This is a genomic window from Candidatus Zixiibacteriota bacterium (assembly GCA_035574315.1).
Classification (GTDB): domain Bacteria; phylum Desulfobacterota; class Binatia; order UBA9968; family UBA9968; genus DATLYW01.
Map to the genome: position 1 here is coordinate 1 of DATLYW010000028.1, position 11,869 is coordinate 11,869.

The 11,869-nt window shown below is 66.1% G+C and carries 12 protein-coding genes and 1 other RNA gene; 1 reads left to right on the forward strand and 12 read right to left on the reverse strand.

What is annotated here, in order from left to right; genetic code table 11:
- The 12 genes from rsmH to VNN77_08815 all read right to left on the reverse strand — a co-directional run.
- Nucleotides 1–758, reverse strand: a 758-nt coding sequence (rsmH, locus tag VNN77_08760) for a 16S rRNA (cytosine(1402)-N(4))-methyltransferase RsmH (GenBank protein ID HXG51478.1), incomplete at its 3' end; no start/stop codon positions are given.
- Entirely contained in the window at nt 758–1,120 is a 363-nt protein-coding gene (locus tag VNN77_08765) for an STAS domain-containing protein (protein HXG51479.1), read from the reverse strand. The genes VNN77_08765 and rsmH, both read right to left, overlap by 1 nt.
- A 49-nt stretch (nt 1,121–1,169) precedes the next feature.
- Complete coding sequence (gene mraZ, locus VNN77_08770) at nt 1,170–1,622, reverse strand: division/cell wall cluster transcriptional repressor MraZ (protein HXG51480.1); 453 nt, start codon at nt 1,620–1,622, stop codon at nt 1,170–1,172.
- A gap of 301 nt (nt 1,623–1,923) precedes the next feature.
- Nucleotides 1,924–2,300: RNase P RNA component class A (gene rnpB / locus VNN77_08775), an RNA gene on the reverse strand.
- A gap of 6 nt (nt 2,301–2,306) precedes the next feature.
- Complete coding sequence (locus VNN77_08780; GenBank protein HXG51481.1) at nt 2,307–2,732, reverse strand: ribonuclease HI family protein; 426 nt, start codon at nt 2,730–2,732, stop codon at nt 2,307–2,309.
- A 114-nt stretch (nt 2,733–2,846) separates the two neighbouring features.
- Complete coding sequence (locus tag VNN77_08785; protein ID HXG51482.1) at nt 2,847–3,575, reverse strand: C4-type zinc ribbon domain-containing protein; 729 nt, start codon at nt 3,573–3,575, stop codon at nt 2,847–2,849.
- Between the two features lie 412 nt (nt 3,576–3,987).
- Nucleotides 3,988–5,373 carry an FAD-binding oxidoreductase gene (locus VNN77_08790; GenBank protein HXG51483.1) on the reverse strand — a complete coding sequence of 462 codons (1,386 nt, stop codon included), beginning with the start codon at nt 5,371–5,373 and terminating at the stop codon, nt 3,988–3,990.
- 206 nt (nt 5,374–5,579) lie between these two features.
- Nucleotides 5,580–6,239, reverse strand: coding sequence for a rhomboid family intramembrane serine protease (locus VNN77_08795; GenBank protein HXG51484.1), 660 nt, complete (start codon nt 6,237–6,239; stop codon nt 5,580–5,582).
- 104 nt (nt 6,240–6,343) lie between these two features.
- Nucleotides 6,344–7,045 carry an ABC transporter ATP-binding protein gene (locus VNN77_08800; GenBank protein ID HXG51485.1) on the reverse strand — a complete coding sequence of 234 codons (702 nt, stop codon included), beginning with the start codon at nt 7,043–7,045 and terminating at the stop codon, nt 6,344–6,346.
- Nucleotides 7,032–7,817 (reverse strand): ABC transporter ATP-binding protein, encoded by a 786-nt coding sequence (locus tag VNN77_08805; protein ID HXG51486.1) that lies wholly within the window; start codon nt 7,815–7,817, stop codon nt 7,032–7,034. The genes VNN77_08800 and VNN77_08805 overlap by 14 nt, the downstream gene beginning before the upstream one ends.
- 1 nt (nt 7,818) lies before the next feature.
- The gene (locus VNN77_08810) at nt 7,819–9,066 is read right to left on the reverse strand and encodes a branched-chain amino acid ABC transporter permease (protein HXG51487.1); all 1,248 of its coding nucleotides are present in this window, start codon (nt 9,064–9,066) and stop codon (nt 7,819–7,821) included.
- Entirely contained in the window at nt 9,063–10,001 is a 939-nt protein-coding gene (locus tag VNN77_08815; GenBank protein ID HXG51488.1) for a branched-chain amino acid ABC transporter permease, read from the reverse strand. The genes VNN77_08810 and VNN77_08815 overlap by 4 nt, the downstream gene beginning before the upstream one ends.
- A gap of 275 nt (nt 10,002–10,276) precedes the next feature.
- On the opposite strand from VNN77_08815, the gene VNN77_08820 reads away from it, so the two are divergent.
- Nucleotides 10,277–11,863 (forward strand): AsmA-like C-terminal region-containing protein, encoded by a 1,587-nt coding sequence (locus VNN77_08820; GenBank protein HXG51489.1) that lies wholly within the window; start codon nt 10,277–10,279, stop codon nt 11,861–11,863.
- Nucleotides 11,864–11,869 lie beyond the last annotated feature (6 nt).

The following is an 11,869-nucleotide window of genomic DNA, read 5'->3' on the forward strand; positions in this document are numbered from 1 at the left end:
AAGGCATCCTTCACCATCCGGTCCTCGAGCGAATGAAACGAGATGATCACCATGCGTCCCCGGGGCTCCAGCAGCTCGAAGCCGTCGCCGAGAAACCGCTCCAGGCTTTCCAGCTCCCGGTTGACGGCGATGCGCAGGGCCTGGAAGGTCTGCGTCGCCGGATCGGCCCGCCGGCCGGAGTGGCGCTTCGCGCGCCGCACCAGCTCCGCCAGGTCCGCCGTCGTCGTGATCGCCGCCTCCCGGCGGCGCTCGACGATCGCGCGGGCGATCCGCCGGGCCTGAGGCTCCTCTCCGTACTCCCTCAAGATCCTCTCGATTTCCGCCGCCGGATAGGTGTTGACGATCTCATAAGCGTCAAGCGGCTGGCTCTGGTCCATGCGCATGTCGAGCCGCGCGGGAACCTGAAAGCTGAAGCCGCGCTCCGCCGTGTCGAGCTGAAGCGAGGATACTCCGAGGTCGAGAAGCGCGCCGTGCACCCGCCCCCACTCGATCTCCGCCAGGATGCGCCGCGCTTCGGCGAAATTGGCCTGCCGCAAAATCACGCGCGCGCCGAAGACGCGCAGGCGGTTGCGCGCCTCCTCCAGCGCCGCAGCGTCCCGGTCCAGCCCCAGCAGGCGGCCGCTCGGAGCGCTGGCCGAAAGAATCCGCTCGGCGTGTCCGCCGCCGCCCACCGTTCCGTCGAGGTACCGCTTCGCCGGCTCGGGGTTCAGGAAGCCCAGCGCTTCCCGGACCATCACCGGAACGTGCGCCGATGACATCAATGACTGGTCCCGTCTCCCTCCCAATCGTCGTCGAAGCTCTCGATGGCGTCCTCGAGAGAGGTGTATTCCTCGAAAAAGCGATCCATACCCACGACCTTGAAGATGTCGCGCAAGAACGGGCTCATGCCGGCGAGTTTCAGGTCCCCGTTGAGGTTGCGGAGCAGCTTCAGCCGCTCCAGCAGAACGCCGATGCTCAGGTAGTTGATGTGGTCGACCGCGCGCAAATTGAGGACCACCTTTGTCCGGTCCTTCTCGATCAAGCCGGAGATCATGTCCTTGATGCGGATCATCTCGCGAAAGTCGATGTCTCCCGCCAGGTCGATCACGGAGATGTCCTGGATTCGTTTTTGCGCCAGCATTCTTCGACTCCTTTCCTTGCCCATCCCGGAAGCCGGGCCGCCCCGACTTTCAGATCGCCAGATCCCCGAGGAAATCGGGATCCTGCAACAGCTTCTCTTCGGCGTCCGCGAAGACCTTCTTCCACGTCTCCTGATCCCACACGCGAAACTTCTCCAGCGCGGACACCAGAACGACGTTGCGCCTGAGATTGGCGTATTGCCTGAGCAGCGGCGGAATCAGAATGCGGCCTTGCTTGTCGACCACGCACTCGCACGCTCCGCCGAGGTAGTAGTTCTGGAACATGACCATCTTCGGATCGAACTTCGGCCGCTTTCGGATCTCTTCCTCGAGCCGAAGCCACTCATCGAGCGGATAGATATCCAGGCAACGGTTTCCCCCGACCACGAAATTCGTGATGATGATGCGGTCGTCGCCCTTGCCCGTGAGCACGTCGCGAAACTTCACGGGGATGCTCAAACGCCCCTTGGCGTCGAGGGTGTGTTCGAAGGTGCCTCGAAACATTCGGTTTGTCGCCTAGATAATAATTTTATGGGAATTTATCCCACTTTCTCCCACCCACGCGCCACCTTATAACTTCTTGAATTTTAACTGTCAATAAAATTCTTACGTTTCAGCGGATTTTTGGTGGGAGGAGATTGGCTGGGCCAGATATCGGAGGCCGAGGGGAAGCTGCTACTATATATAGGACCGCTAAGCGGCTCAAACGGTTCAAGCCGTTCAACCGCTTCGCTCCGTTCGAGCCGTGCCGCCTGGAGCGTGGTGGAACTGAAAACCGGGAACCGGAAACACCCTGAGAGTTGCGGGCTAAAGCAGATCGGTAAGCCGGATTCTGTAATGGACCCCTAACAAGAGTCCACAGCGATCATTCATCTTGTCCCCCGATTGCTCGGGGGATCGAGCGACCTTACCCGAGGGCTATGGGCGGACCACCCAACCCTCCTATTTGGTCTTGCTCCGGGTGGGGTTTGCCATGCGCCCGCCATCACTGGCGGACCGGTGAGCTCTTACCTCACCTTTTCACCCTTACCTGCCGGAGTTCCGGCGGGCGGTATTTTTTCTGTGGTACTTTCCGCCGATCGCTCGGCGCCGCCGTTAGCGGCCACCCTGTCCTGCGGAGTCCGGACTTTCCTCCCTTCGCCCGAGAAGTCTCGAGCAAACAGCGATCGCTTGATCTGCTTTAGCCCGCTAGCGGTGCTTGCGCCCTTTGTCGACGCCCCGGTTCGCCAGCCGGTCGGCCGGCTTGTTCATTTCCCTGGGAACGTGCACGATGCGGTAGCTGTCGAGCTGGCCCAGCAGCTCGATGGCGCGCGCGAAAAGCGGCTTGAGCTTCTCGTCTCGCACGCGGTAGCGGCCGGTGAGCTGCCGGACCAGCAGCTCGGAGTCGCTCTGGATCCGAACGTTTCTCCGGCCCATCTTCAGGAGCGCGTCGAGACCCATCAGCAGGCCGTGGTACTCGGCAACGTTATTGGTGGTCCGGCCGAGATAGCGGCTGAGCTCTCGCACGGTCCGGCCGCGCTCATCGACGATCACGGCCCCACAACCCGCCTCGCCCGGGTTTCCGCGCGCCGCGCCGTCGACCATCAACAGCCATTCTTCGGTGGATTCTGACATCGCCGGGGCGCGACCGCAACGGCCGAGCCGCCAGCGCGCGCGGCCAACCTCGCCTTCTTTCTTCCCGTCCGCGCGCTGGAGCCCGAAGGTGAGAGGGTCACGAAACGCTGCGGTTCAGGCTGGCTTTTCCTGGGTGACGTTGGATTTGTAGTAGAGGATCCTCTGGCAGCTCGGGCAGAGGTTGACCTTTTCGCTCTTGATGATCTCGTTCCAGAGCTGCGGGGGGATATTCATGTAGCAGCCCTGACAGATTCCGCCCGCAACCTCGACCACCGCCGTCCCGTTGCGCCGCGAAAAGATCAGCTCGTAGCGCGAGATCAGGTCGCCGGCGAGCTGTGACGCAATGGTCTGCCGGCGCGTCGCCGCTTCCGAGACCGCCTGGTCGATCCCGGAGATCTGGGCCTGCAGCTCATCGCGCTTGCGTGTCCACTCCTCCTGCAGCTTAGCCAGCTCTTCCTCCTTGGCCTTGATTCCGGCCTTGACCGTTTCCAGCTCCTCCATGAGCTTGATCAGCTCTTCTTCCAGCTCGCTGTTGGCCTGTTTGATCTGGTCGATCTCGCGCTGCAGCGCCTGCAGCTCCTTGGCGTTCTTGATCCGCCCCATGCGCATGCGCCGCTCGACCGCCTTCTTGCTCTCCTCCTGAAAGAGGCGGTCCTTTTCCTGCCGTACCTTGTCTTTTTCGGCGTACGCGGCCTTGGCTTCGGCGATCTCTTGCTTTTTTGCCAGGATCTCCTTTTCTTTCGCCTGGATTTCTCCGAGAAGCCCCTGTTTGATGCCGGTTTTTTCTTTTATTTCACGATCGACTTTCTGTAAAGTGGCCAGTATCTCTATCTGAGCGCGCAACTTCCCATCTCCCGCGCGGCCAAAAAAAATGCACCCTGTGGGTGCATTTTTTTGCCCGCGTCTGTACCTTCAAACGGACAAGGTTTGATCGCTACGGTTTTCACTCCCCGATTGACCCTGATCTATTACGTTTAACTCGATTTTCCACGATTGTCAAAGAGCCCTCCGCGCCAAGCCCGACAGCAAGGCTAAGGGTAACCTTTTCGGGTCGCTACGCGCGAGCGGCAACGCAGCCTCTGATTTACGGCCATCGCGTCTTGCGCCGGAGGATCGAAGCCTCGCGGAGCCGCGGATAGCAGGGAGGGTTTGTCGTTCTGCTCCCGTGTCCTCTACCTCTGTGTGGTTCGCTTTCCGCCGCCCTCCCGCTGCGCGGCTTGAACGGTTTGAACGGTTTGAACCGCTTGAACGATTTCTACAGCCCCATCTTCCCCGGGTTCATGATCCCCTTCGGGTCAAGGCTTTTCTTGATCCGCCGCATGATCTCGAGGCCGTAGCCGTGCTCCTTCTCCATCAGGGGCGCGAGCTTGACTCCGACACCGTGCGTGTATTCCATCGAGCCGCCCATTTCCTGGACCAGCCGCAACAGCTCGAAAAGCGTCTCCTCGAGCGCTAGCTGCGCGTCCTCGCCCGAGTCATTCACCCCGAGCCGCATCGAGAAAAGCTCCGGCCGGACCCAGAGCCCGCTTTCCTGCAGCGTCACCCCGCGGCGCTCGATCAGATCCCGGGCCGCTTCGCGGAAGGCGAGGACCCTGGACGCGGGGAGCGCGACGTGGATCCAGTCGCGCAGTACTCCGTCGCGCGAGCGGTTCCTCCGGTCGCGCCGCCGCTGCATGAAGCGCCGCGCGACCTCGTGGCGCTCGTCCCAGAACGACTGGGCCTCGCGCTCGGGGAGTTTTCTTCCCCCTCCGTCTCGACACAACGCGGCGGCGAGCTGCTGCTGCTCGCGGACGACCTGCGGGATGCCCTCGAAGCCGAGATAGAGCCGGGCCTCCCCGTCCGCGTCGCCGAAGTCGAGCAGCGCCGGCTGCAAGCCCTCATGGAACAGGCGCTGGATCGCGCGGTAGCCCTGCTCGAAGGAGTCAAAGCCGAAAGCGCTGAGAAGGCGGGCGGCCGGGGCCGGAAAGACCCGCAGCGTCGCTTCAGTGATGATTCCGAAGCAGCCCTCGCCGCCGATCAGGAGCCAGTTGAGGTCGATACCGGCGGAGGATTTGGGCACGGCGCGCGTGCGCAGGATCTCGCCGTCCGGCAGAACCGCCTCGAGCCCGAGCACCTGCTCCCCCATCGCGCCGTAGATCCCGGCGCGATATCCGACGCTGTTGGTCGAGATCGCGCCCCCGAGAGTCGCCACCGGCAGCGTCCACGGATCGTGGCCGAGGATCAGCCCCTCCTGGTTGAGCCTTTGCTCCAGCGCCTCCAGCACTGCGCCCGCCTGCGCGCGCACGAGCCGGCCCTCCACATCCACCTCCAGGATCGCCCCCATCGAGCGAAGGTCGAGCGTGATCGCCGGCTGCACCGACAGCGCGCCGCCCATGAGCCCAGACCCGCCGCCGTACGGCACGATCGGAACGCCGGTTTCGTTGGCGAGGAGAACGATCGCTCGGACCTCCGCGGTGGCGGCCGGACGGACGACACACAGCGGCGGAACGACCTGCGGGCGCTGGCGCGGGTGAAACCGCCCCTCGCTGATCGCGTCCCAGGAAACCTCGTCGATCTCCGCGGGGTCCGTTCGGACGGCAGCCGGGGAGACAATGGCGGCAAGCCGTTTCAACAGCTTTGCCCTGTCGAATTGTTCGTCCATCGACCCTTCACCGTCGCCCCTGGGCTATCCCCTTGAGAGAGGCGGCTCCCCGAGGCTTTGCACTGCCGGGAAACTATAAACCAAAGCGAGCGACTAAAAAACGCCCTCGGGGGACCACGAGGTTCGACGTGGAGACTGGAGGCCGAGGACCGGAGACCGGTGCGAGCGCTCGCCGGCGCCTTTCGGCGCCGCACGGCTTGAACGGCTCAGTGCAGCGTGCGCTTTCTCTCCTCCTCCGCCTCCTTGCCTCCCGGAATGACCTGAAAGCGCCGCCTCAGACGCGCCAGCCGGCGGCGGTCGCGGAACAGCCGGATGCGGTCCCACGGGTTGCGCCAGCGCAGGTAGGCGTACCCGAACGCCATACCCCCCAGGTGGGCAAGGTGGGCGATGCCGCTCTGGCCCGCAGTCACCGACGAGTAGAGCGAGATCGCGCCGACGATCCAGACGAAGTGCTTCATCTTGATCGGGAAGAGAAAGTAAAAATAGACGACCTGGCTCGGGTAGATCAGCGCGAAAGCGAGCAGAAGGCCGTAGATGCCGCCCGAGGCGCCAATGCTCGGAACCGTCTGGTCGGGCACGAGCAGCGTGTTCAGGATGCCGCCGCCCACCGCGGAGACGAAATAGTACTTGAGGAAGAACGTGCTCCCCCAGCGCCGCTCCAGCTCGCACCCGAACATCCAGAGCGCGAGCATGTTGAAGAGCAGGTGGAACAGGCCGCCGTGGAGAAACTGGTAGGTGAAGATCTGCCAGAGGTAGAAATTGTCCCACACCAGCTGCGGCACGAGCCCGAAGAGCCGGTTGAGCGTGTAGCCGCCGACGAGCTGCACGACGAAGAGCCCCGTGTTCGCGATCAGCAGGAACTTCACCGCGGGAGTCACTTCCCCCGCGCCGAACATGAACGGTGTGCTTGGATACCGCACTCGGGTTGAGCTTAGCTTTTGGTCGCGGCAATTGGAAGGCCCGCCGCCTTCTACCCGCCGAGGTAGGCCTGGCGGACCTGGTCGTTGCCGGCCAGGTCGCGGGAGCTTCCCTCCAGGATCACGCTTCCGGTCTCCAGCACGTAGCCGCGGTGCGAGATCGCCAGCGCCATCGCCGCATTCTGCTCGACGAGCAGCACTGTCACGCCCGACTTGTTGATCGACCGGATGGTCTCCAGGATCTGCTCGACGATCTTCGGGGCGAGCCCCATCGACGGCTCGTCGAGCAGCAGCAGCTTCGGCCGGGCCATGAGCGCCCGGCCGATCGCCAGCATCTGCTGCTCGCCGCCCGAGAGCGTCCCGGCGATCTGCCGGCGCCGCTCCCGCAGCCTGGGAAAGAGCTCGAAGACGAATTCGAGGTCCGGCGCCAGGGCGGCCCGCGACCGGGTGTAGCCGCCGATCTCGAGATTCTCCAGCACGGTGAAGCGCGGGAAGATCTTCCGCCCCTCGGGCACGTGCGCGACCCCGCGGCGCACGATCTCGTCGGGAGGAGCGTTGCTCAGCACCTCCCCTTCCAGCTGGACCTCGCCGCGCCGCGGGCGCAGCAGCCCCGAGATGGTTTTGAGCGTGGTCGTCTTGCCGGCGCCGTTCGCGCCGAGCAGGGTCACCAGCTCCCCCTTGCCGACCTTGAACGAAACCCCCTTCAGGGCGCGCACGGCACCGTAGTAGACGTGCAGGTTTCTACCTTCCAGCATCGGCCGTCCATTCGCCGCGCCCGAGATAGGCCTCGATCACCCGCGGGTCGCGCCGCACCTCGTCCGGCGTGCCTTCGGCGATCTTCTCGCCGTAATCCAGTACGTGGACCCGATGCGAGATGCCCATCACGACGCGCATGTTGTGCTCGATCAGGAGGATCGCCCGGACGTATTCGCCCACGAGCGACCTGAGCAGCGCGGTGAGCGCCTGCGCCTCGGTGGTATTCATCCCCGCGGTCGGCTCGTCGAGGAGCAGCAGCCGCGGCTCCGCCGCGAGCGCCCGCGCGATCTCCAGCCGCCGCTGCTCGCCGTAGCTCAGCCGCCGCGCCCATTCCTCCTCCTTGCCGCCCAGGCCCACCAGCTCGAGCAGCCGCAGCGCCCGCTCGCGCGCCGCGCTTTCCTGCTCGCGGAAGCCGGCGCTTCGCAGCAGCGCGCCCCCCAGCCCCACGCGCAGCCGCGTGTGCATCCCGACGAGCACGTTCTCCGTCACCGTCATGTGCGGGAAGAGGCGGATGTTCTGAAAAGTGCGGCTGATGCCCGCACGCGCGATCCGCTCGGGCTTGAGGCCGATCAGCGACTGGCCGCCAAAGCGGATCTCACCCCGGTCGGGCCGGTAGATGCCGGTGAGCGTGTGGAACAGCGTGGTCTTGCCCGCACCGTTGGGACCGATCAGCGAGGCGATGGTCCCCTCCTCGACCTCGAGGTCGACGTTCTGCAGCGCCTGCAGGCCGCCGAACCGCTTGCTCACCCCGCGCACCTCGAGCAACGCCACGTCACCGCTCCCGGCGCCGGCGCGGCGGCAGGATCCCCTGCGGCCGAAACGCCATCATCAGCATCAGGATCAGGCCGAAGACCATCCGCTCGTACTTCGCGGGCTCGAACTGCGCCGGCAGCTCGCTCAGGGGGAAGCTCCCGAGCAGCGGGATCGCGAGCACCGCCCCGCCCTGGCGCAGCGCGTTGAACCAGAGCGAAAGCCCCTTGAGAAGCTGGAGGTTGATGACCGTGATCGCCGTCGCGCCCAGGATCGCCCCCGGAATCGACCCCATGCCGCCGAGAATCACCATCGCCAGCACGCCGATCGACTCCATGAAGGTGAAGCTCTCCGGATTGATGAAAACCTGCTTGGCGGCGAAGATCACGCCAGCCGCGGAGGCGAACGAAGCGCCGACGGCGAAGGCGAGGAGCTTCATCCGCACCACCGGGATGCCCATCGCTCCGGCCGCGATCTCGTCCTCGCGGATCGCTTTCCAGGCGCGGCCGACGTGGGAATCTTCGAGCCGCCGGCTCACCACCGCTACGACGACGGCGAAGATCAGCACGAGAAAATAAAAGTAGAGCGGGTAGAGCGCCGACGGCTCGGCCCGCCAGCCCAGCGCCTCCAGCCACGGCTGGAAGAAGAGCGGTGGCTTTTCGATCGGCGTGATTCCCCGCGGCCCGTTGGTGAGGTTGACCGGCTTGTCGAGGTTGTTGACGAGCAGACGCACCACCTCGGCGAACCCGAGCGTGACGATCGCGAGGTAGTCGCCCCTGAGCCGGAGCACCGGCAGGCCGAGCAGCGTCCCGGTAAGCGCGCCCGCGGCCAGCGCGAACAGCAGGAACGGGAAGAACCAGCCGGCGGAGAGCGGGAAGGCGCCGCCGGGCAGGAACTCGTTCGCCTGGGGCGAGCCGAAGATCGCCCAGAGATAGGCGCCGATCGCGTAGAAGGCGACGAAGCCGAGGTTGAGAAGCCCGACGAAGCCGACGACGATGTTCAGGCCGAGCGCGAGCGCGACGAAGATTCCGACCTGGATCGCGACCTCGAGGTAGTAGGCGTTGGCCGCGCCGAGGAGCGGCATCAACACGACGAGCACCAGGGCGCCGCAGCCGAGCTTCACCGCGTGCGGCGCGCGGGCGTAGAAGATCGCGAGCAGGGAGGACTCGAAGAACAGGAAGGCGAGCGTTGACTGGGGCAGGCTGTGGGCGAGCCAGGCTCCCGCGCCGATGTAGGCCAGCAGGCCGGCGGCGACCCCGGCGCGCCTCACGCTCCTTCCTCCCTCACCCTTTCTCCGAGCAGCCCCTTGGGGCGGAAGATGAGGATGAAGATGAGCGCGGCGAAGGCGAAGACGTCCTTGTATTCCGCCCCGAACGCCCCGCCGGTCAGGATCGAAAGGTACGAGGCCGCGAACGATTCCAGGATGCCGAGCACCATGCCGCCGACCATCGCGCCGGGGATATTGCCGATGCCCCCGAGCACCGCGGCGGTGAACGCCTTCAACCCCGGGATGAAACCGCTGTACGGGTTGATGAGGCTGTAATGCAGGCCGAAGAGCACGCCCGCGAGCCCGCCCATCGCGCCGCCGACGAAAAAGGTGAGCGCCACGACCCGGTTCACCGGGATGCCCATCAGAGAGGCGGTCTCCGGGTCCTGCGCGACCGCGCGGATCGCCGTGCCCAGCCTTGTATGGTTGACGAAGAGGTAGAGTGCGGCCAGCGTGGCGATCGCAGTGGCGATCACCAGGATCGACTTCACCGGGACCGCGATGTTTCCGCCGAGCGCCACGGCGCGGTCGAGAACGTCGATGGTGGGATAGTTGAGGTAGAAGGTGTTGCGCCAGAGGCTTTCGAAAAGGCGGAGCGCGTCCTGCAGGAAAAACGACGCTCCGATGGCCGAGATCAGCGCGACCAGCCGGGGCGCGGCCCGGAGCGGCCGATACGCGACCCGCTCGAGCGCCGCCGCCCCCAGCCCGCCCGCCAGCATCCCGCCCGCCATCGCCAGCAGCAGGATCGGCGCGGGGTGGTAGGCCGCGAGCGCTCCGGCGCTTTCGAGCAGGAGCAGGATCTCCACGCCGACGAAGGCGCCGAGGACGAAGATCTCGCTGTGGGCGAAGTTGATGAACTCGAGCACGCCGTAGACCATCGTGTAGCCCAGCGCGATCAGGGCATACATGAAGCCCAGGACGATCCCGTCAACAAGCACCTGGGGGAGTATTTCCAGCGCGAGTTCCAGAACGAAGGCCCTTTCGAAGAGCGCTATGCTAACAAATCCCCTTCTGAGTGGCCAGCGCTACCAGCGATATGTTTCCGCTTTCCCGCTTCGCGCTTCGAAGCGGCGCACGGCTTGAACGGAGCGAAGCGGTTGAACCCCTTGAACGCCTTGAACGGGAGCGAAGCGACTGATGAGCAAAGCGGCCCTGGCGGCTGGTTGCAAGCTTCTCCTCTCCCGTATACCCTGCGGCCGTGGCAGCCCGAACGATGGCGGAGGAAAACGCCGGGGGCGGACACAGCCAGGCGCGGCCCGGCGCGCGCCTCGGCCGCCCGACCGGCTGGAGGAAAACCGCGCTGGCGGCCGCGGCCGGCCTGCTTCTTTTCGCCGCGGCCCTGCTCGCCCTTCCCGCTTTCGTCGACCTGGCGATCTTCAAGCGGACCTACCTCCCTTTGCTCGAGGCGAGCCTCGAGCGGCGCGTCGATGTGGGCGAGGTCCATCTGCGCCTGCTCCCGGTACCGTCGATCCGAGTTCTCGGTCTCAAGGTCTTCGACCCGCCAGCGGGCGCGAAGCGACCGCTTTTCACCGCGGCCGAGCTCCAGGCCCGGCTCGAGCTCTGGCCGCTCTTTCGCGGCCGCTTCGAGATCACCGAGTTCGTCCTCGAAAGCCCGGTGGTCAACCTCGAGACCGCGGCGGCGCCGACCGGCCGCGCTCCCGCCGGCCCGGCTGTGCCGTCCCGCGTGGCCGAAGCGCGCCGGCCGCCCGCTCCGGAGAAAGAGGAGGAAAGCGGCGCCTTCGCACCCCTCTTTCCCGCCCGCCTGCGCATCCGCAACGGCAAGGTGAACCTCTTCGCGCGCGATCAGCCGCCGACCACGCTCGACGGCATCGAGCTCCTTCTCCCCGACTTTTCCGCCGACCGGCCCTTCGCCTACCGCCTCGCCTTCGATCATCCGGGCCTCAAGACCGTGGCGCTCGAAGGCTGGCTCCGCTACCGCGCCGAGCGCGACGGCACCCTTACGCTCGAGAGAAATCACCTGACGGCCGGCGGCGTGGCGCTCCCGGTCGAAGGGAGCCTCACCCATCTCTCGACCGCACCGCGCCTCGCGCTCAGCGCCGCCGCCGAGCGGATCGACGCCGGGCCGATCGTCGCCATCCTCGCGGCGCTCGGCTGGGCGCCGGCCGACTGCCGGGTTTCGGGGCCGGCCGCGCTCCGGGTCACCGTGAACGGCCCCGCGCACAACCCGACGGCCTCCCTCCGCGCCCGGCTCGACGGCGTCAAGACCGACATCGGGCACGCGCTCAAAGGAGCGGTGACCGGCGAGGTCGCGCTCGAGGCGCCGCTTGCGCCGGGAACCGCCGTCCGTCGCGTGCGGGGCCAGGGCGCGCTCGCGGCGCGCGACGGCGAGATCACCCATCCTGACCTGATCCAGAAGATCCAGCGCGCCGCGGGCCTGATCGGCCTTTCGCGCCGCGAGCGGCGCCAGGCGGTCCGTTTCAAGACGCTTGAGGCCGAGTTCGCCCTCAGCGGCGGCGCGGCCGACTTCAAGCGGATCGCGATGATCAATTCGCAGATGGAGGTCGCCGGCGCAGGCACGATGAGCCTGAGCAGCCCGCAGCTCAACATGGCGGTCGAAGCGAAGCTTTCGCCGCGCGTCTCGCGGCGCGCGGGCGGGGGCCGGACCGTCGCGTTGCTCCGGGACCGCCAGGGACGGGTGGTCGTGCCGCTCAGGGTAACGGGGCGGATCGAGAACCCGTCGGTCGACCTCGACGGCGACAAGATGGCGGCCCGCGGCGTAAGCCGCCAGGCCGGCGAGAAGCTCGGCTCGCTTTTCCGGGAGCTGTTCGCGGGGCGCTGAACCGCT

Bases quoted from the DNA above. Each gene is read 5' to 3' on its own strand.
- VNN77_08820 (HXG51489.1), top strand. From the start codon at position 10,277: ATGGCGGAGGAAAACGCCGGGGGCGGACACAGCCAGGCGCGGCCCGGC.
- VNN77_08765 (HXG51479.1), bottom strand. From the start codon at position 1,120: ATGCTGGCGCAAAAACGAATCCAGGACATCTCCGTGATCGACCTGGCG.
- VNN77_08780 (HXG51481.1), bottom strand. From the start codon at position 2,732: ATGTCAGAATCCACCGAAGAATGGCTGTTGATGGTCGACGGCGCGGCG.
- VNN77_08790 (HXG51483.1), bottom strand. From the start codon at position 5,373: ATGGACGAACAATTCGACAGGGCAAAGCTGTTGAAACGGCTTGCCGCC.
- VNN77_08800 (HXG51485.1), bottom strand. From the start codon at position 7,045: ATGCTGGAAGGTAGAAACCTGCACGTCTACTACGGTGCCGTGCGCGCC.
- mraZ (HXG51480.1), bottom strand. From the start codon at position 1,622: ATGTTTCGAGGCACCTTCGAACACACCCTCGACGCCAAGGGGCGTTTG.